The 19,454-nt window shown below is 63.3% G+C and carries 20 protein-coding genes; 2 read left to right on the top strand and 18 right to left on the bottom strand.

Annotation, left to right across the window (positions count from 1 at the left end):
- Positions 1 to 2 precede the first annotated feature (2 nt).
- From fabD to GGI48_RS05820, 4 genes are all read right to left on the bottom strand, one after another.
- Complete coding sequence (gene fabD, locus GGI48_RS05805) at positions 3 to 941, bottom strand: ACP S-malonyltransferase (RefSeq protein WP_179597435.1); 939 nt, start codon at positions 939 to 941, stop codon at positions 3 to 5.
- Between the two features lie 126 nt (positions 942 to 1,067).
- Positions 1,068 to 2,078: a phosphate acyltransferase PlsX gene (plsX, locus tag GGI48_RS05810; protein ID WP_179597437.1), complete on the bottom strand. Its 1,011-nt coding sequence runs from the start codon at positions 2,076 to 2,078 to the stop codon at positions 1,068 to 1,070.
- A 3-nt stretch (positions 2,079 to 2,081) separates the two neighbouring features.
- Positions 2,082 to 2,264: a 50S ribosomal protein L32 gene (rpmF, locus tag GGI48_RS05815; RefSeq protein ID WP_003179396.1), complete on the bottom strand. Its 183-nt coding sequence runs from the start codon at positions 2,262 to 2,264 to the stop codon at positions 2,082 to 2,084.
- A gap of 13 nt (positions 2,265 to 2,277) precedes the next feature.
- Positions 2,278 to 2,805 carry a YceD family protein gene (locus tag GGI48_RS05820; protein WP_011060115.1) on the bottom strand — a complete coding sequence of 176 codons (528 nt, stop codon included), beginning with the start codon at positions 2,803 to 2,805 and terminating at the stop codon, positions 2,278 to 2,280.
- Positions 2,806 to 2,910: 105 nt separating this feature from the next.
- Between GGI48_RS05820 and GGI48_RS05825 the strand changes: the two genes are divergently transcribed.
- The gene (locus GGI48_RS05825) at positions 2,911 to 3,489 is read left to right on the top strand and encodes a nucleoside triphosphate pyrophosphatase (RefSeq protein ID WP_179597439.1); all 579 of its coding nucleotides are present in this window, start codon (positions 2,911 to 2,913) and stop codon (positions 3,487 to 3,489) included.
- A 55-nt stretch (positions 3,490 to 3,544) separates the two neighbouring features.
- On the opposite strand, the gene sppA is transcribed toward GGI48_RS05825, so the two are convergent.
- Genes sppA through rluC form a run of 3 tightly spaced genes read right to left on the bottom strand, consistent with a single transcriptional unit; the run spans position 3,545 to position 6,164 of the window.
- Positions 3,545 to 4,534, bottom strand: a complete 990-nt coding sequence (sppA, locus tag GGI48_RS05830; RefSeq protein ID WP_179597441.1) for a signal peptide peptidase SppA — start codon at positions 4,532 to 4,534, stop codon at positions 3,545 to 3,547.
- Between the two features lie 21 nt (positions 4,535 to 4,555).
- Entirely contained in the window at positions 4,556 to 5,218 is a 663-nt protein-coding gene (locus GGI48_RS05835; protein WP_016965317.1) for an HAD-IA family hydrolase, read from the bottom strand.
- Entirely contained in the window at positions 5,208 to 6,164 is a 957-nt protein-coding gene (gene rluC, locus GGI48_RS05840; RefSeq protein WP_016965316.1) for a 23S rRNA pseudouridine(955/2504/2580) synthase RluC, read from the bottom strand. Before rluC ends, GGI48_RS05835 begins: the two co-directional genes overlap by 11 nt.
- Positions 6,165 to 6,879: 715 nt before the next feature.
- On the opposite strand from rluC, the gene rne reads away from it, so the two are divergent.
- Positions 6,880 to 10,137 (top strand): ribonuclease E, encoded by a 3,258-nt coding sequence (rne, locus tag GGI48_RS05845; RefSeq protein ID WP_179597442.1) that lies wholly within the window; start codon positions 6,880 to 6,882, stop codon positions 10,135 to 10,137.
- A gap of 62 nt (positions 10,138 to 10,199) precedes the next feature.
- Here rne and GGI48_RS05850 read toward each other — a convergent pair whose 3' ends face one another.
- The 11 genes from GGI48_RS05850 to GGI48_RS05900 form a co-directional block, all read right to left on the bottom strand.
- On the bottom strand, positions 10,200 to 10,796 hold the full coding sequence (locus GGI48_RS05850) for an NTP transferase domain-containing protein (protein WP_179597444.1): 597 nt from the start codon (positions 10,794 to 10,796) through the stop codon (positions 10,200 to 10,202).
- Entirely contained in the window at positions 10,793 to 11,788 is a 996-nt protein-coding gene (locus tag GGI48_RS05855) for an XdhC family protein (protein WP_179597446.1), read from the bottom strand. Before GGI48_RS05855 ends, GGI48_RS05850 begins: the two co-directional genes overlap by 4 nt.
- The gene (locus GGI48_RS05860; protein ID WP_179597448.1) at positions 11,788 to 14,103 is read right to left on the bottom strand and encodes a xanthine dehydrogenase family protein molybdopterin-binding subunit; all 2,316 of its coding nucleotides are present in this window, start codon (positions 14,101 to 14,103) and stop codon (positions 11,788 to 11,790) included. Before GGI48_RS05860 ends, GGI48_RS05855 begins: the two co-directional genes overlap by 1 nt.
- On the bottom strand, positions 14,100 to 14,570 hold the full coding sequence (locus tag GGI48_RS05865) for a (2Fe-2S)-binding protein (protein WP_016968267.1): 471 nt from the start codon (positions 14,568 to 14,570) through the stop codon (positions 14,100 to 14,102). Before GGI48_RS05865 ends, GGI48_RS05860 begins: the two co-directional genes overlap by 4 nt.
- A gap of 251 nt (positions 14,571 to 14,821) precedes the next feature.
- Positions 14,822 to 15,841: a UDP-N-acetylmuramate dehydrogenase gene (gene murB / locus GGI48_RS05870; protein WP_179597450.1), complete on the bottom strand. Its 1,020-nt coding sequence runs from the start codon at positions 15,839 to 15,841 to the stop codon at positions 14,822 to 14,824.
- Positions 15,838 to 16,302, bottom strand: a complete 465-nt coding sequence (locus tag GGI48_RS05875) for a low molecular weight protein-tyrosine-phosphatase (RefSeq protein WP_016968265.1) — start codon at positions 16,300 to 16,302, stop codon at positions 15,838 to 15,840. Before GGI48_RS05875 ends, murB begins: the two co-directional genes overlap by 4 nt.
- A complete protein-coding gene (kdsB, locus tag GGI48_RS05880) occupies positions 16,302 to 17,066 on the bottom strand; it encodes a 3-deoxy-manno-octulosonate cytidylyltransferase (RefSeq protein ID WP_179597452.1) in 765 nt (254 codons plus the stop codon). Before kdsB ends, GGI48_RS05875 begins: the two co-directional genes overlap by 1 nt.
- Positions 17,063 to 17,248, bottom strand: coding sequence for a Trm112 family protein (locus tag GGI48_RS05885; RefSeq protein WP_011060103.1), 186 nt, complete (start codon positions 17,246 to 17,248; stop codon positions 17,063 to 17,065). Before GGI48_RS05885 ends, kdsB begins: the two co-directional genes overlap by 4 nt.
- 23 nt (positions 17,249 to 17,271) lie before the next feature.
- Positions 17,272 to 18,282 (bottom strand): tetraacyldisaccharide 4'-kinase, encoded by a 1,011-nt coding sequence (gene lpxK, locus GGI48_RS05890; RefSeq protein WP_016968263.1) that lies wholly within the window; start codon positions 18,280 to 18,282, stop codon positions 17,272 to 17,274.
- Entirely contained in the window at positions 18,282 to 18,710 is a 429-nt protein-coding gene (locus GGI48_RS05895; RefSeq protein WP_016968262.1) for an ExbD/TolR family protein, read from the bottom strand. Before GGI48_RS05895 ends, lpxK begins: the two co-directional genes overlap by 1 nt.
- Complete coding sequence (locus tag GGI48_RS05900; protein WP_016968261.1) at positions 18,707 to 19,342, bottom strand: MotA/TolQ/ExbB proton channel family protein; 636 nt, start codon at positions 19,340 to 19,342, stop codon at positions 18,707 to 18,709. Before GGI48_RS05900 ends, GGI48_RS05895 begins: the two co-directional genes overlap by 4 nt.
- Positions 19,343 to 19,454: the final 112 nt, after the last annotated feature.

The following is a 19,454-nucleotide window of genomic DNA, read 5'->3' on the forward strand; positions in this document are numbered from 1 at the left end:
GTTCAGGCCAACGCTGCACGGGCGGCAGCGAAGGCATCTGGGGTATTCAGGTTAGAGGTCGACACGCCTTCGGCGCAGCGCTTGTTGAGACCGGCCAGGACCTTGCCCGGACCGCATTCCACCAATTGGGTGGCGCCTTGGGCCGCCAGAGTCTGCACCGACTCGACCCAGCGCACAGGCTTGTACAGCTGCTCCAGCAAGTCGCGCTTGAGAGTATCGAGGTCGACCGCCACGGCGGCGCTGACATTCTGTACCAGCGGAATCTGCGGTGCCTGCCAGTTGATTGCCGCGATCGACTCGGCAAAACGCTCAGCCGCAGGGCGCATCAGCTCGCAATGGGACGGTACGCTGACCGGCAGCGGCATGGCACGCTTGGCACCGCGCGCCTTGCAGCCCTCGATGGCGCGATCCACTGCCGCCTTGGCACCGGCGATGACCACCTGGCCCGGGGAGTTGTAGTTCACCGCACTGACCACTTCACCTTGCGCCGCTTCCGCACAGGCCGCCACGACATCGGCGTCGTCCAGACCAAGAATGGCCGCCATACCGCCTTGACCTGCCGGCACGGCTTCCTGCATCAGCTGACCACGACGTTCGACCAGCTTGACCGCTTCGGCCAGAGTCAGACTGCCTGCAGCCACCAGGGCGCTGTATTCACCCAGGCTGTGACCCGCAACGAAGGCTGGACGCGCCCCACCCTCGGCCAACCAGACGCGCCACAGGGCGATGGAGGCGGTGAGGATGGCCGGTTGAGTCTTGTCGGTTTGATTGAGCAGCTCTTCGGGACCTTGCTGGGTCAGCGCCCAGAGGTCGTAGCCCAGAGCATCGGAGGCTTCTTTGAAAGTGTCGAGGATCAGTGGGTACTGCGCGCCCAACTCGGCCAACATGCCGAGGGACTGCGAGCCCTGTCCTGGAAAGACGAATGCGAGGGATGCAGACATGTAACAAGCCCCTAATGATCTTGTCGTCGGAGAATTGACGTCACACCGCGGTGGACGCAAGAAACTGACAGTTGGATGGCCAATTGAACTGAGCGGTCACATTTAAGCACTCCACGGAATAAACGCCTAAAGCAACAGATCTTCAAGGCGCCCGTGCAGGCGTCGCGGCAGGTCTTCCTGGATTTCGATCAGCGCACGCTGAATCGCACTCTGAAACCCTTGAACACCCGCAGAACCGTGGCTTTTCACCACTATTCCCTGCAACCCGAGAAAGCTCGCACCGTTGTGCCGAGCCGGCGCCAGGTCCGCCTGCAATCGCCGCATCAGTGGCAAGGCCAGCGCCCCCGCAACCCGGGACAGCAGATTGCGCCTGAACAACGCCTCGATACGGGCAGCGATCATGGTGGCCAGACCCTCGCTGGACTTGAGCAGGATATTGCCGACAAAACCGTCGCACACCACCACGTCCGCCTCGCCGCGATACAGCCCGTCACCTTCGACGAAGCCTATGTAGTTCAGGCCCCGCGCCTGCTGGAGCAGACTCGCTGCCAGCTTGACCTGCTGGTTGCCCTTGATGTCTTCGGTGCCAATGTTCAGCAAAGCCACCCGTGGCCGGACAACCCCCAGGCTTTCCGCCGCAACCGAACCCATGATTGCGAATTGCAACAGGTGCTCGGCACTGCAATCGACGTTGGCCCCCAGGTCCAGCAACTGGCAATAGCCACGCTGAGTGGGAATGGCCGCCACCATCGCCGGACGATCAATGCCGGGAAGTGTCTTGAGCACGTAACGCGACAGGGCCATCAGCGCTCCGGTATTGCCGGCACTGACGCAGGCCTGGACCTTTTCATCGCGCAACAGCTCAAGCGCCACCCGCATCGAAGAATCGGGCTTGCCGCGCAGAGCCTGGGCAGGCTTCTCGTCCATGGTGATCACTTCGCTGGCAGGAGCGATTGTCAGGCGCGCGCGATCCACAGCCGAATGGCCGGAAAGCAGTTCTTCAAGAAGGGAGGGTTGACCCACCAGGGTCAGATGCAGCGAGGGGGTAGCAGACAGGCAAGCAATACTGGCCTGAACAATGCTGCGGGGACCGAAGTCCCCGCCCATTGCGTCAATCGCGATGACTTGAGCGGACAAGGATTACTCGTCAGCGCCCTTGTCGATCACTTTACGACCACGGTATACGCCTTCTGGCGATACGTGGTGACGCAGGTGAACTTCACCAGTGGTCTTTTCTACGGACAGAGTGCTTGCCTCGAGAGCATCGTGGGAGCGACGCATGTCACGGGCAGAGCGGGATTTTTTGTTCTGCTGAACAGCCATAATTGATTAACTCCTAAACGTTTGGGTCACGCTTTAACTGCGCCAATACACTGAACGGGTTGGACCGCGTTACCTCGTCCTCGCTCGGTTCGGGCTCATCGAGCCCCGCCGGCTGCTGGCATTCTTCCGGATGATGAGCAGGCACGATGGGCAAGGCAAGCAAAAGCTCTTCCTCAACCAACGCCTGCAGATCCAAAGGATCTTCGCCCAGTTCCAGCACGTCATAACCTTTCGGCAACGACTGGGTATTCGCACCCTCCTTCACCACGGCGTAACTGCACTCGCTGTGGATCGGCAGGGTGACCAGCTCAAGACAACGCTGGCAAACCATTTTGACTTCGACGTCGATGGAGCTGTGGATAACTACAGCTTTACGCTCGTCACGCTCGAAAACGAATTTAGCCTGCACCGTACCGACATTGTCGGAAAGCGGGTCGCAGAGTCTCTCCAAATCGGCCAGCAGCAGTTCACCTTGAAGGGTGGTGCCACGGTCAGCCAATTTGCGCGGGTCAACGTGAGGTGGAATCGGGTCATTCAACATAGGCGCAGCATTATAGGGATGCCCCCAGCCATGTCAAAGGAAATTCAGCCCTGTCCGTCACTTGCCAGCCCCGCTAGAATTTGCGCCCCATCCCAGGAGATGCGCATGCTGCCTTTATTACTTGCCTCAAGCTCGGCCTATCGCCGGGAATTGCTGTCCCGCCTGCAACTGCCCTTCACCTGCAGCGCTCCTGATATCGACGAAAGCCACCGCCCAGGAGAGCCCGCCCTAGCACTGGTGAAACGCCTGGCAGAAGAAAAGGCCCGCGCCCTTGCAGCCACCCACCCGGATCACCTGATCATCGGCTCGGACCAGGTCGCCGTGCTGGGGGAGCGCATCATCGGCAAACCCCACACCTTCGACAAGGCACGCCAGCAACTGCTGGATGCCAGCGGCGCCAGCGTGACCTTCCTCACCGGCCTGGCCCTGCTCAACAGCCGGACAGGCCGCTGCCAGGTCGACTGCGTACCTTTCACCGTACATATGCGCACCCTCGACCAGCAGCGCATCGAGCGCTACTTGCACGCCGAGCAACCCTTCGACTGCGCCGGCAGCTTCAAGGCCGAAGGCCTGGGCGTCAGCCTGTTCCAGAGCACCGCCGGCAGTGACGCCACCAGCCTGGTGGGCCTGCCATTGATCCGCCTGGTGGACATGCTGCTAGCCGAAGGCGTGGCGATCCCCTGACCCGACACTAAAAAGCCGGCACTCTGGCCGGCTTGGTTTGTTCAGCACCACACAATCAGCGCAAGGTCGGCCCTTGAAAGCCCATCCACAGGGCGATCTGCTCGGCCACGCTGGCACCCAGCTTCTTCGAGAAGCGATCAAGTGGCGACTCCTGGACAGTGAAGTCCACCAGCTCTTTCTCACCAATCACGTCCCGCGCCACCGAACTGGTATTGCCCAGGCCGTCGATCAAGCCCAGTTGCAACGCCTGCTCACCGGACCAGACCAACCCCGAGAACAGCTCAGGATGCTCTTTGTCCTTGAGGCGCTCGCCACGACCCTGCTTGACGCTGGCGATGAACTGACGGTGAGTGGTGTCCAGCACGCCCTGCCAGAACTGAGTTTCATCAGGCTTCTGCGGCTGGAACGGATCGAGGAACGACTTGTGCTCGCCGGAGGTGTAGGTACGACGCTCGACCCCCAACTTCTCCATGGTGCCGACAAAACCGTACCCGGCCGCCGTAACGCCGATGGAACCCACCAGACTCGCCTTGTCGGCATAGATCTCATCGGCCGCGCTGGCGATGTAGTAAGCACCGGAAGCCCCCAGATCAGAGATCACCGCATAGACCTTGGTGTCCTTGTGCAACGCCCGCAGACGACGGATCTCGTCATAGACATAGCCAGACTGCACCGGACTGCCACCAGGACTGTTGATGCGCAAGACAATGCCCTTGACCTTGGGATCATCGAAGGCAGTACGCAGACTGCCGACAATATTGTCCGCACTGGCCGACTCCTTATCGGCGATCACTCCAGTGACATCGATCACCGCGGTATAGCTGCCGCCGCGAGCCGCATTCTTTTCCATGGTCATCAGCGGCGTAAACAACGCCAACGCCACAAACAGATACACAAAGGTCAGCAGCTTGAAGAAGATCCCCCAGCGCCGCGAACGACGCTGCTCCTTGACACCGGCCAGGAGTGTCTTTTCCAGCAGCTTCCAGCTCTTATCATCACTCCCTTCAGCGCCCGCCTTGCTTGGCGCTTTCCATTCGTCGCTCATGCCTGCTACCCCAGCAAAAACTTATTCGGCAGCCTGACTCAGCCAGGCATGCAATTGAGGAAAACGGTCGATGGACAAGCGCGGCTCGAATGCCTGCAACGCCTCGATGGACTGGGCGCCGTAGCTCACGGCCACCGAATCCATCCCAGCATTACGCGCCATCAACAGATCAAAGGAGGAATCGCCCACCATCAGCGCCTGCCTTGGCCCGACTCCGCAATGCGCAAGAATTTCCTCCAGCATCAACGGATGAGGCTTGCTGGCGGTTTCGTCGGCCGCCCGAGTGATATCGAAATACTCTTCCCAGCCGTGCGCCTTCAGCACCCGATCCAATCCGCGCCGAGCCTTGCCCGTGGCAACCGCCAACCGATACCCCTCGGCCCGGAAAGCCTCGAGAGACTGCACCACGCCAGCAAACAACGGTGAAGGCTCAGCCTCCAGCGCAATGTAGTGATCCGCGTAATGCTGACGAAAGGCCACCAACTGACCATCGTCAATTTCCGGATACAAGGTGCGAATCGCCTCTGGCAAGCCAAGACCGATGATGCCCTTGACGGCAAAATCGTCGCGCCGGGGAAAACCGGAGCGATCGGCCGACACATGCATCGACTCGACAATCCGACCAATGGAATCCGCCAGAGTGCCGTCCCAATCGAAGATCAACAGCTGGTAATCAGGGTGCACTCAAGCGCTCCACGGTCTTGGCCCACATTTCATCCACGGGCGCCTGCAGCTTCAGCTCGCCGCCATCAGGCAGCGGCACGGTCAACATGTAGGCGTGAAGGAACAGACGCTTGCCGCCCAACTCGCGGATCTCACGAGTGAAATCATCGTCACCGTACTTGCTGTCACCGGCAATGCAGTGCCCGGCATGCAGGGTGTGCACGCGAATCTGGTGAGTGCGGCCAGTCACCGGCTTGGCCTCGACCATGGTGGCGAACTCGCCGAAGCGGCGCAGCACCTTGAACACCGTCAAGGCCTCTTTGCCCTCTTCATTGACCTCGACCATGCGCTCGCCGGAACGCAGGTTGCTCTTGAGCAGAGGCGCGCGCACCTGCTTCAGAGCCGTTGCCCAATGACCACGGACCAGCGCCATGTAGCGCTTATCCACACCGTCGCCACGCAGCGCGGCATGCAAGTGGCGCAACATGCTGCGCTTCTTGGCGATCATTAGCAGACCGGAGGTGTCGCGGTCGAGGCGATGCACAAGCTCCAGCTCCTTGGCATCCGGACGCAACTGACGAAAAGCTTCGATCACCCCGAAATTCAGGCCGCTGCCGCCGTGCACGGCAATGCCGGCAGGCTTGTTGATCACAATCAGCGCCTTGTCTTCAAAGACAATCGAGGCTTCCAGTCGCTGCAACAACCCTTGAGCCAGCGGCACCGGTTCGTCACGCTCGGGCACGCGCACCGGCGGCACGCGCACCACATCACCCGCCTGCAGCTTGTACTCGGGCTTGATCCGCCCCTTGTTCACCCGCACTTCGCCTTTACGCAAAATGCGATAAATCAAGGTCTTGGGCACGCCTTTGAGTCGCGCGAGAAGGAAGTTATCAATACGTTGGCCGGCATATTCCGGCGAGACCTCAAGCAATTGAACGCCTGGAGTCGAGGGGGCAGTAGTCGTCATGGCGCGAATGATAACAATTTTTTATGGATTTGAAGCACTTAATGATTGCTGCTATAGTCGCGAACGCCGCCAAAAGCGGCTGGACAGCGGAACAGCGGCAACTAGCCGGCCCTGACCAACGCAATTCATCAGGACGCAAGGCCGTCCTACGCAGCTCTCGCTACATACCGGAAGAGTCTGACGCTGTAACAAGCGCAGGTGACATGAGGCCTGAAACCCGTAGAAAGCAGAGTTATCACTCGCCTTCTATGCAGCGATTAACGGCCAGTTCACAAAGTGCAGTCAGCGCCTGACAACCCCAAGCGAAGGTTGCGGAAACAACGCCTTTAGCCATGATGCGTGACCTCCCCTTTCGGAGTTCACGGTAAATGCCAACCCGCTGCGGATTCTGCGCGCGGCAGCACCCGAATTATCAGGGATACGTGTAGGGTGGAGATGCACAACCGTCGGACTGTGTAGCATTAGGCTTTATTCAAGACGCTTCATCTCGTCCACAGTCGCCGGTTGATTCCTCCTCCTGACAGACTTTTGCTTAAGCGGTGCCTTAGTCACCACAGCAAGCAGGACGCGTGAGTCGCGACTTCGTTCTTAGTTACTTGGACGAACCTCGCTAGACACTCGAGTGGTCAACCACTCCTGACGCACCTGACACCGACCGTGAGAAGTCGTGTGTGCCGAACGCCGTTTCCGGCAGCCCGGAAACCGACGGTACTACATGAAAAGAATGCTGATTAACGCAACTCAACCCGAAGAGTTGCGTGTTGCCCTGGTAGACGGCCAGCGCCTCTACGATCTGGACATCGAGTCCGGTGCACGCGAGCAGAAAAAGGCCAACATCTATAAAGGCCGAATCACTCGTATCGAACCAAGCCTCGAGGCTGCCTTTGTCGATTTCGGCTCTGAGCGCCACGGCTTCCTGCCACTCAAAGAAATCTCCCGCGAATACTTCAAGAAAGCCCCCGAAGGCCGCGTCAACATCAAGGACGTCCTGAGCGAAGGCCAGGAAGTCATCGTCCAGGTCGAAAAAGAAGAGCGTGGCAACAAGGGCGCCGCCCTGACCACCTTCATCAGCCTCGCCGGTCGTTACCTGGTACTGATGCCGAACAACCCGCGTGCCGGCGGTATTTCCCGCCGCATCGAAGGCGAAGAGCGCAACGAACTGCGCGAAGCGCTGAACGGCCTGGTGGCACCTGCCGACATGGGCCTGATCGTGCGCACGGCCGGCCTGGGCCGCAGCAGCGAAGAGATGCAGTGGGACCTCGACTACCTGCTGCAACTCTGGACCGCCATCAAGGAAGCTTCCCTGGATCGCTCCGCGCCATTCCTGATCTACCAGGAAAGCAACGTGATCATCCGCGCGATCCGCGACTACCTGCGCCAGGACATCGGCGAAGTGCTGATCGACAGCGTTGAAGCCCAGGACGAAGCCCTGACCTTCATCCGCCAGGTGATGCCGCAGTACGCCAGCAAGATCAAGCTGTACGAAGACAGCGTGCCGCTGTTCAACCGCTTCCAGATCGAAAGCCAGATCGAAACCGCCTTCCAGCGCGTGGTCGAACTGCCTTCCGGCGGCTCCATCGTCATCGACCCGACCGAAGCCCTGGTGTCCATCGACATCAACTCGGCCCGCGCCACCAAAGGCAGCGACATCGAAGAAACCGCCCTGCAGACCAACCTGGAAGCCGCGGAAGAAATCGCTCGCCAACTGCGCCTGCGTGATATCGGCGGCCTGATCGTCATCGACTTCATCGACATGACCCCAGCCAAGAACCAGCGCGCCGTGGAAGAAAAAGTCCGCGAATGCCTGGAAGCCGACCGCGCCCGCGTGCAGATCGGCCGCATCTCGCGCTTCGGCCTGCTGGAAATGTCCCGTCAGCGCCTGCGTCCATCCCTGGGCGAAAGCAGCGGCATCGTCTGCCCACGCTGCAACGGCACCGGCATCATCCGTGACGTCGAGTCGCTGTCCCTGGCGATCCTGCGCCTGATCGAAGAAGAAGCCCTGAAAGACCGCACCGCCGAAGTTCGCGCCCAAGTGCCGATTCCGGTCGCGGCCTTCCTGCTCAACGAAAAACGCAACTCGATCACCAAGATCGAACTGCGCACCCGTGCCCGCATCGTCATCCTGCCGAACGATCACCTGGAAACGCCGCACTTCGAAGTCCAGCGTCTGCGCGATGACAGCCCGGAAGCCAACACCAACCAGTCCAGCTACGAAATCGCCGCGGCCGCAGCCGAAGCCGAAGAAGTCCAGCCAGCCGCCGCCACCCGCACCCTGGTTCGCCAGGAAGCTGCGGTGAAGACCGCGCCGGCCCGCGCCAACGCCCCAGTGCCGACCGGAGCCGTCGCCCCGGTTGCCGCTCCAGCCCCGGTTGCTGCCGAGCCAAGCCTGTTCAAAGGCCTGGTCAAGTCCCTGGTCAGCCTGTTCGCCTCCAAGGAAGAGCCGGCCGCTCCGGTTGTGGTCGAGAAGCCGGCAACCGAGCGTCCTGCCCGCAACAACGAAGAGCAGCGCCGCAACGGCCGCCAGCAGAGCCGCAACCGTAACGGTCGCCGCGACGAAGAGCGCAAGCCACGTGAAGAACGTGCGCCGCGCGAAGAGCGCGCACCACGGGAAGAACGTCAACCTCGGGAAGTGCGTGAAGCACGCGAAGAAGTCCAAGGCGTAGCTCGCGAAGAACGCGCACCTCGCGCTCCGCGTGAAGAGCGTCAACCGCGCGCCCCACGTGAAGACCGCAAGCCACGTGGCGAGCGTGAAGAGCGTGTTCGCGAACTGCGCGAGCCTCTGGATGCCGCTCCGGCGGCAGCCGCTGCTACTGCCGCCGTTGCCGTTGCCGAAGAACGCCCAGCTCGTCCACCGCGGGAAGAGCGCCAGCCGCGTCCGCCGCGTGAAGAGCGTCAGCCACGCGCCGAACAGGCTCAGGCCGCTGCCGCCAGCGAAGAAGAAGCACTGCCGAACGAAGAGCAACTGCAGGAAGAAGGCCAGGACACCGCCGACGGCGAACGTCCACGCCGTCGTTCCCGCGGCCAGCGTCGTCGCAGCAACCGTCGCGAGCGTCAGCGTGATGCCAACGGCAACGTGATCGAAGGTTCGGAAGAGAACGCCGAAGAGCCAGGCAGCGCCGATCTGGCCGCCGGCCTCGCGGTCACTGCCGCTGTTGCCAGCACCGCCATCAGCGCCAACGCTGAAGCCCAAGCGCATCAGCAAGCCGAACGCGCGACCGCCGCTGTTGCAGAGCAGGCTCCGCAAGCGCCTGTGTTCGAAGCCACTACTGAAGTGGAAACGCCGGCTGCTCCAGCTGTTGAACTGGCCCCGGCTGAACAGGCTCCAGTGGCCGAAGTTGCCCCGGTTGTGGCAGAGCAGCCTCAGGTTGAAGTCGCCGCCGAACCCGCCGTGACTGTCGAAGCACAACCTGTGGTAGCCGAGCAGCCGGTTGCAGAACCTGCAGTCCAGGCGCCAGTGGTTGAGGAAAAAGCCATCGAGCCTGCTCAGGAAGCTCCGGCCCCGGCCGCTGAACCTGTTGCCATCGAGCAGCCAGTGATTGCCCAGCAGCCTGCACAGGCTGAAGAGCCCGCACCGGCTGTTGCCCCAGCAGTCACTGAAGCCCCGGCTCCCGTGGTTGAAGCGGCTCCGGTGAGCGCCCTGACCAGCAACGGTCGCGCACCGAACGATCCACGCGAAGTGCGTCGTCGCAAGCGTGAAGCCGAGCGTCTGCAGAAGGAAGCCGAGCTGGCTGCCGCTGCCGCCCCGGTTGCAGCGGTAGCTGCTGCCGAGCCCGCTCCGGTCGAAGCGCCAGTGGTGGTCGAAGCCGCTCCTGCTCCTGTCGAGGCGGCTGAAGCAGCACCTGCGCCAGTCACCGAGCCTGTGGCAGAGCAACCTGCCCCGGTGGTGGAAGAGGCTGCGCACAACGCCGAACAGGCCGTTGAGCACGTAGCCCACGCCGAGGAAAAGCAGCACGAGCCTAAACCTCTCGTCTGACTCCACCGGCAATGAAAAAGCCCCGTCCGGGTAACCGGGCGGGGCTTTTTCATGCCTGCCATTCAGCGGTCCCGAAACACCAGCGCCTCTGGCAGATCCACATCCCACACCACGCCCGGGTCGCTCAGAGGCACTTCGACCACCTTGCCCGCAGCAAACAGGCACCTGGCCCCACGATCACCGGACAACCCCTGCAAGGCGGCAGCATAAGCCCGGCCAAACCCCACCGGATGCCCTAGATCGTCGCCCAGCCGCGGCACGCTGATGCTCTCCTCAGTCAACCCCGCGATCACCCGCCTGACGCTGGCAGGCAGGATGAAGGGCATATCCCCCAGCAGCACCACCCAGCCATTGGCGTCGGCACTGGCCGCTACGGCAGCCGCCAGGCTGTGCCCCATGCCCGGGGAGTCCAGCACCACCACCTGACAACCATAAGCCCGCCCCAGCTGCGCCACCTGCGGCCGCCCCGGCGTCGTGACCAGCACCCGCCGAACCACTTCGGCAGGCAGGTTGACCAGCACCTGTTCCAATACCGGTCGCAGCACACCATCGCGCCCCACGCAAGGCGCCAGCAGCTTGTCCTGATCGTCTGCGAGCACCTGCCGATAACGACTGCCCTGCCCCGCCGCCAGGATGATCGCGCAAGGCCTGGGACTCATCTGGCCGCCTCGGTCACGCGCGGCGGCGCCTGCTTGGACAGGGGCTCGACACCATTTTTCAGCGCCACGATCTGCGCCATCAGCGAAAGGGCAATCTCCGCCGGAGTATGACTGCCGATGTGCAAGCCCACCGGCCCGTGCAAGCGCTCAATGGCCGCCCTCGACAATCCCAGCAGGGCCAGATTGTCCCGGCGCTTCTGGCTATTGACCCGGGAACCCAGGGCGCCGACATAAAACGCCGGGGAGTCGAGGGCCGTCAGCAGGGCCATATCGTCCAGACGCGGATCATGGGTCAGGGCCACCACCGCCGTGCGCTCATCAGGCTCGATGCTCAACACCGCATCGTCCGGCATGCCGGCGACAAAGCGTCCATCCTGCTGCTCCCAGCCCTGCACGAACTCCTGGCGCGGATCACAGACCAGCACCTCGAAATCCAGCATGCGAGCCATTTGCGCCACATAGCGAGACAGCTGCCCGGCCCCGATCAGCAGCAGACGCCAGCGCGGTCCGTAGATTGCTCGCAGGGTGACACCGTCAAACGTCAGTTCATCCCGCTGGCCTGCCGCCTTGAGCAGCACCTGGCCGGTGCTCAGGTTCAACTCCCGGGCCACGATCTGATGCGCCTGGCAACGTTGCAGCAACTCGGCGACCCAGGACGGATCGCCGACCCGCTCCTCGGTCAAGCGCAGGGTGCCGCCACAAGGCAGTCCGAAACGCGCCGCCTCTTCCACCGTCACACCGTAAGTCACCAGTTGCACCGGCGGCCCCTGCGGTGCAAGACGCCCGTCCCCCTGGCGGCTGATCAGGTCGTCCTCGATACAGCCGCCGGACACCGAGCCGATCACCACGCCGTCATCGCGCAAGGCCAGCATGGCCCCAGGCGGCCGGGGCGCGCTGCCCCAGGTCTGCACCACGCTGTAGAGCACCACCCCGCGCCCGGTACGGCGCCACTCCAGCACGCTGCGCAGGACATTCAGGTCAACACTGTCCATCAGGCACCCGCCTGCTGCCAGCCTTGCAACTGATAACGCACCGGCAGGTTGCGGATGCGCTTGCCGGTGGCAGCGAAGATCGCATTGCACAGGGCCGGGGCAATCGGCGGCACACCAGGCTCACCGACACCGCCCAACGGCACATCCCCCGGCGGCGTCACCAGGTGCACCTGCACCTGCTTGGGCGCCAGGGACATGCGCGCCACCTCGTACATGTGGAAGTTGTCCTGCTGGACCTTGCCGTCCTTGAAGCTGATTTCCCCCAGCACCGCATTGCCCAGGCCCATGACACAGGCGCCCTCGAACTGCGAGCGGATACGCTCCGGATTGATCTGCGGACCACAATCCACGGCGATGTCGGCCTTGTGCACGATCAAGGTGCCGTCGTCCTTGACCTCCACTTCGAGCACCGCCGCCACATAAGTCACGAAGCTGTAATGCACCGCCAGCCCCAGGCCGCGCCCCTTGGGCAGCGGGCGCCCCCAGCCGGCGGCCTTGGCCGCGGTTTCCAGCACCGCGCGCATACGCCCGGTATCGATCGGGTAACGCTCCGGGGACTCACCGTAGTTCCACTCTTCGCTCAGGGTTCGCGGATCGATCTGACGATCCGGTCCCAGCAGTTTGAGCTGGTATTTCAGGGGGTCCTGGCCCGCCTTGTGAGCCAGTTCGTCGACAAAACTCTGGATCGCGAAACCGTGGGGAATGTTCGACACCGAGCGGTACCAACCGACCCGGGTATGGGCCGCCGCTTCGGGGTTTTCCAGGCGCACATTGGGAATCGCATAGGCCATGTTGGTGAAGCCCATGCCCAGCTCAAAAGCGCCCTCATGGTTCATCCCCGGGGCGAACAGCGCGGTGATGCTCGGGGCCACGGTGCGATGCAGCCATGCGGCGGGCAGGCCGTCCTTGCTCAACCCGGCCTTGAGGTACTCCGCCGACACCGTATGGAAGTAGGAGTGGTGGATATCGTCTTCCCGGGTCCACTGCACCCGCAACGCCTTGCCGGGAAAGGCCTGGGCCAGGATGGCCGCCTCCAGAATGAAATCCGGCTTGGATTTGCGCCCGAAACCACCGCCCAGCAGGGTGACGTTCAAGGTGACCTGGTCAAAGCCGATGCCCAGGCGCTCGGCGATTCGCTCGCGGGTCACCTGAGGCGCCTGGCTCGGCGCCCAGGCTTCACAGCGACCGTCCTGAAAGCGCGCCACCGCCACCATCGGCTCCATCGGCGCCTGGGCCAGGTGCGGCAGGTAATAGGTGGCTTCCAGGCTGCTCTCGGCCGCCGCCATGGCCTCATCCAGCTGGCCGCTGCTGCGCACCACCTTGCCCGGTTTCTGGGCCGCGGCCTCCAGCTCCTTGCGGTAGTCGACGGAGTTGTAGCCGGCATTGACCCCATCGTCCCACTCGATCTTCAACGCATCGCGCCCCTTGATCGCTGCCCAGGTATTGCTCGCCACCACCGCCACGCCCCCCAGGGGCTGGAACTCGGAAGGCACGGGGCGACTGTCGATGGGCATCACCCGGATCACCCCAGGCACCTTCAGCGCTGCGCTGTCATCCACCGACTTGACCTTGCCGCCATAGACCCGGGGCCGCGCCACGGCGGCGAACAGCATGCCTTCAAAGTGCACGTCGGCGCCGTACACCGCGCGCCCGTTGACGATGTCCTGACCGTCGATGGCGCGGGTCGCCTCCTTGCCGATATAGCGAAACTCCGAAGGCTGCTTCAGACGCAAGCTGTCCCGGGCCGGCACCGCCCGAGCCCCTGCCGCCGCGGCCAGCGCGCCATAGCCCAGTTCGCGCCCGCTGGGGGCGTGAACCACCTTGTGCAGCTGCGCCCGGCACTCGCTCAGGGGCACCTGCCACTGCTCGGCAGCCGCCTGCTCCAGCATGGTCCGCGCCGCGGCCCCGCAACGCCGCATGGGTTCGTACCAATGGCGCATGCTGCGCGAGCCGTCGGTGTCCTGGTTGCCAAACCGCGCCTCGTCACCGGGCGCCTGCTTGACCTTGACCTGCGCCCAATCAGCCTCCAGCTCATCGGCCACCACCATGCTCAGGCTGGTACGCACCCCCTGGCCCATCTCCGAACGGTTGCAGATCACCGTCACGCTGCCGTCGCTGGCGATGCTCACATAGACCTTGGGATCGTCGACCCAGCCGTGGGGCATGCCATCGGCACCAAACTTCTTGTCTTCGGCAAACGCCTGCTGCCAACCCCAACTGGCCGCCAGCACCAGGGCTCCGGTGGCGCCCACGCCCTTGAGAAAACCGCGGCGACTGAGGTTGCTCAGGGCAAAATCACTGGGTAAAGAGCTCATGCCTTGGCCTCCTGCAGATGGTTGGCCGCCTGGCGAATCGCGGTCTTGATCCGGTTGTAGGTGCCGCAGCGGCAGATATTGCCGAGCATCGCCTCTTCGATCTGTTCGTCACTGGGATTGGGATGGATCTTCAGCAGGGCCGTGGCGGACATGATCTGCCCGCCCTGGCAGTAGCCGCACTGGGCCACCGCCGTATCCAGCCAGGCTTGCTGCACCACCTGGCCCACCGGATCGTTGTGCAGGTAGTCGATGGTGCTGACATTCTTGCCCAGCACCGAACCGACCGGGGTGATGCAACTGCGCGCCGGGTCGCCATCGACATGCACGGTGCAGGCACCGCACAGGCCCATGCCGCAGCCGAATTTGGTGCCGCTGTAACCCGCCACATCGCGGATGGCCCACAACAGTGGCATGTCCTCGGTGACGTCCAGGGGGTGATCTTGACCGTTGAGCTTCAGGGTAATCATGGGCACGCCCGCATTCTATGAGGTGATGGGGTCGAGCCATCTGCCACGCGGCAGTGCGGCTGCGGGGCGCGCAGATGGGCTCAGGCTAATCGGGCTCTCTTGTGAAGACAGGGCTTCACCGGGCCTTTGGCGACGACAAATAGTTACATTGTTAGCAAGCTAAGTTAAGCCGCCGGACATAAAAAAGCCTTGCAGGCTGTGCACCCTGCAAGGCTGTGGACTCAAGCGTTGAGCTTAGTTCAAGAGTCGCCTCAATACAGATTCGGCTCCATCTCCAGCTCGACGCCAAAGCGCTCGGCGATATCGTGCTGGATCCGCCGGGCCAACTCCAACAGTTGCAGGCCAGTGGCCGCGCCGTAGTTCACCAGCACCAGGGATTGCAGGCGATGGACCCCGGCATCGGCTTCACGAAAGCCCTTCCAGCCGGCCTGCTCGATCAGCCAGCCGGCCGCCAGCTTGACCTGCCCGTCGGCCTGGGGATAACCCACCAGCCCCGGGTAGGCCTGCTTGATCTGCGCCGCCAGCAGCGCCGGGACCACCGGGTTCTTGAAGAAACTGCCGGCATTGCCAAGCACCGCCGGGTCCGGAAGTTTCTCGCTGCGAATGCTGCAGATCGCCCGGCTGACATCGCTGGCCGTCGGCTGCTCGATGCCCTGCTCGCTCAGGCGCTGACGCACCGGACCGTACTCAAGGTGCAGATGATCGACGCGATTCAGGACAAAACGCACCCGCAGGATCAACCAGCGGCCGGCCTCATGCTTGAACAGGCTGTCGCGGTAAGCGAACTGGCACTGGGCCAGGTCAAAGTCGCGCAATTCACCGGTTTGCCGGTCCAGGGCGGTCAGGCCGGCGAACACGTCCTTGATCTCCACGCCATAGGCGCCGATGTTCTGCATCGGCGCAGCGCCGACGGTGCCGGGAATCAGGCTCAGGTTCTCCAGCCCGGACAAGCCCTGCTCCAGGGTCCACTGCACAAAGGGATGCCAGGTTTCCCCGGCCTCGGCTTCCACCACCACCCGTTGCCCGTCGTCGCTGAGCAGACGGATGCCGCGGCTGGCCATGCGCAGCACCAGGGCCTGGATATCCGCGGTCAGTAGCAGGTTGCTGCCGCCACCGATCACCAGCAACGGCAACTGCTGCGCGGCGCAATAGGCCAGGGCTTCGCGCACGTCGTCATCGCTATGGGCCTGGGCAAAGCGCAGGGCCTTGACCTCGACCCCGAAACTGTTGAACGGCTTGAGCGAGACATCGGATTGAATGTGCAGGGTCATAACCGCCCCTTCAATTCGATCACCAGCCGGTCGCAGGCCGCTTCGATCAGGTCCAGTACCTGCTCGAAGCCCTGCTCGCCGTCGTAGTAGGGATCGGGCACTTCATCCAGTACCGACTCGTAGCGGCGCAGGAACAGGTCCAGCTCGGCCTTGCCCCGGGCCGGTTGCAGGGCCTTGAGGTGGCGCAGGTTGCTCTGGTCCATGGCCAGGATCAGGTCATACACGGCGAAATCGGCGCTGCCGACCTGCTGCGCCCGTTGCGCCGAAAGGTCGTAGCCACGGCGCAAGGCCGCCTGCTGGCTGCGCTTATCCGGGGCCTTGCCGACATGCCAGTCGCTGGTGCCGGCGGACGCGACCTGCACCTGATCGCCCAGGCCGGCCGCGCGCAACTTGTGGCGCAGCACGCCCTCGGCGGTCGGCGAGCGACAGATATTGCCCAGGCAGACGAACAGAACCCGCATCAGGCCTCCAGCAGGCGCCGGACGCGCTCAAGGTCTTCGGCGGTATCGACGCCGGTGGGTGGGGCCTCCAGGGCATCGGCGACATGAATCCGCACGCCGTGCCACAAGGCACGCAACTGCTCCAGGGATTCGGTGTTTTCCAGCCAGCACGGGCCCCAGCTGACGAAGTCATGAAGGAACCCAGCGCGATAGGCATAGATGCCGATGTGGCGGCGGTAAGGCACGCCTTCCGGCAGGTGCTCTTGACTCTTGGCGAAGGCATCCCGCGCCCAGGGCAAGGTGGCACGGCTGAAGGTCAGGGCCAGGCCGTTGAGGTCCGTGACCACCTTGACCACGTTGGGATTGAACAGCGTCTGCACATCCTCGATCGGCTCGGCCAGGGTGGCCATGCGCGCTTCGGTGTGGGCTGCCAGGTTGGCCGCCACCTGGTCGATCACCGAAGGCGGGATCAGCGGTTCGTCGCCCTGAACGTTGACCACGATGGCATCCGCCGCCAGGCCAAGCTGGCTGGCGACTTCCGCCAGGCGATCGGTGCCCGAGTTGTGGTCGTCCCGGGTCAGCAGCGCTTGCGCGCCAAAGCCCTGGCACGCCTCGACGATACGCGGGTCGTCGGTGGCCACCACTACCCGCTCGGCGCTGCTCTTGCAGGCCTGCTCCCAGACCCACTGGATCATCGGCTTGCCGGCGATCAGTTGCAGGGGCTTGCCCGGCAGGCGAGTGGAGGCAAAGCGCGCCGGAATGACCACGGTGAAGGCGCTGCTCATTTGTCCAGGCGCTCTTCGGTGGTCAGGGTACGGGCTTCGCTTTCCAGCATCACCGGGATGCCGTCGCGGATCGGATAGGCCAGGCCGGCGCCCTTGCTGATCAGCTCGGTCTTGTCGGCGCTGAGTTTGAGCGGGCCCTTGCAGATCGGGCAGGCCAGGATGTCGAGCAGTTTGGTGTCCATGAGGTTTCCCTGGATAAAAGCGATTAAGGCAACAGACGATCAGGCAGCAGGCGCATCAGCTGGGTATCGAACCAGACGATGAAGGCCGCGGACGGCACCGCATCCACCGCCAGGTACCACCAGTCGGCAGCCGCGAAGTCACGGCACTTGACCGCATCTTTCTCGGTCATGACCAACGGCAACGACGGGGTGAAGGCCAGGGCCTGCGCACTGTATTGGGCGTGATCGGCAAATGCATGGGGGACAGGCCGCCAGTGTAGCGTTTCAAGGGTGTTGAAGAAACGCTGCGGGTTGCCGATTCCGGCCACCGCGTGCAGCGCCTGCCCCGGCGCGAAGTGCTCCACCGGGCGGCGCTCGCCGCTCTGCAGATTGACCAGCGCCGAAGGCTTGAGGTGAAAGGCAAAACCGTCGGCGCGGTCATCGGCGGCGCCGTTGTAGAGCAGTGCATCGACGCTCTGCAGGCGTTCCACCGGCTCGCGCAGGGGCCCGGCCGGCAGGCAACGGCGGTTGCCCAGGCCACGGGCGGCGTCGATCAGCACCAGTTCCAGGTCACGGGCCAGGCGGTAATGTTGCAGACCGTCGTCGGAGAGAATCAGGTCCAGCGGTTCGGCGGCCAGCAAGGCCTGTACCGCGCGGCTGCGATCCGGATCGATCATCAGCGGCACGCCACAGCGCTGGACGATCAGCAGCGGTTCATCACCGGCCACCGCGGCGCTGTCGTCGGCCGTCACCCGCCAGGGCAGTTGCGGCGGCTTGGCGCCATAGCCGCGACTGACCACCCCGACCCGCAGGCCGAGGCGCTGACAGTGCGCCACCAGCCACAGGATCAATGGCGTCTTGCCAGTGCCGCCGACGGTGATGTTGCCCACCACGATCAACGGCACCGGCGGCTGATAGATCGCCCCCTCGCCCGCCAGAAAGCGCTGGCGCTTGCCCATCACCACCCGGCGGTACAAGTACTCCAGAGGCTGCAGCAGTTTCAGCGCGGGGTGGCCGTTGTACCAGGCGGCGAGCAAGCGATCGGAGAGTGCCATCAGGGTGCCGGCGCCGCCTCGACGGTGGTCATGCGCAAGTGGCTGAAACCGAGCTTGCCGGCCGCGTCCATGGCAGTGATCACCGCTTGATGTTGAGTCTTGCCGTCGGCGCTGATGGACAGCGGCAGATGGGTGTCCCCTGCCGACTCCTTCTGCAGGGCGTCCATCAGGGTGGCCAGGTCATTTTTCGGCAGCACCTGATTGTTGACCGAGAACACCCCGTCGGCGCTGATGGCGATGTCCAGCTGCTTGACCTCCTGGTCTTCGGCGGGCGAGCCGCTGACCGCTTCCGGCAGGTCGACCCGCAACTGGGTTTCCCGGGTAAAGGTGGTGGTGACGACGAAAAACAGCAGCAGGATGAACACCACGTCGATCAATGACGCGAGGTTGATGTCCACGGTTTCCCGGGGTTTGCGACGGAATTTCACGCTTTGCCCTCGGCCAGGTCGACATCGCGGTCACCCTGGATCACTTCCACCAGCTTGATCGCTTCCTGTTCCATGCCCACCACCAGCTCATCGACCCGACGTTGCAGGAAGCGATGGAAGAACACCGAAGGAATGCCCACCATCAGCCCCGCGGCAGTGGTGATCAAGGCCTTGGAAATACCGCCGGCCAGCACGTGGGCGTTGGTGGTCATGCCCGAGCCCATGAACGAACTGAAGATGTCGATCATGCCCAGCACCGTGCCCAAGAGGCCCAGCAGCGGGGCCATGGCGGCGATGGTGCCGAGGGCATTGAGGTAGCGCTCCAGCTCGTGAATCACGCGGGCTGCCGCCTCTTCAATGCATTCCTTCATGATCTCGCGACCATGCTTGGAGTTGGCCAGCCCCGCGGCCAGGATCTCGCCCAGGGGCGAATCGGCGCGCAGTTCCTTGAGTTTTTCCTTGTTCAGCTGCTTGTCCTTGATCCAGCGCCAGACCTGCCCCAACAGATGGGGCGGGGTAACCCGGCTGGCCCGCAGGGTCCACAAACGCTCGGCAATGATGCCCACAGCCGCGATGGAACTCAGAATGATCGGCAACATCATCCAGCCGCCGGATTTGACCAATTCCCACACAGTGACAGTCCCCTCGAAAAAGTGCGCCACTCTAACATAGGGGCCGGACGCACCGAAGACCGTGATGTCGCATGCTCACAGGCTTTAATAAATCACGGTTATTTAAGGCATT

Source organism: Pseudomonas protegens (assembly GCF_013407925.2).
Taxonomy (GTDB): domain Bacteria; phylum Pseudomonadota; class Gammaproteobacteria; order Pseudomonadales; family Pseudomonadaceae; genus Aquipseudomonas; species Aquipseudomonas fluorescens_AP.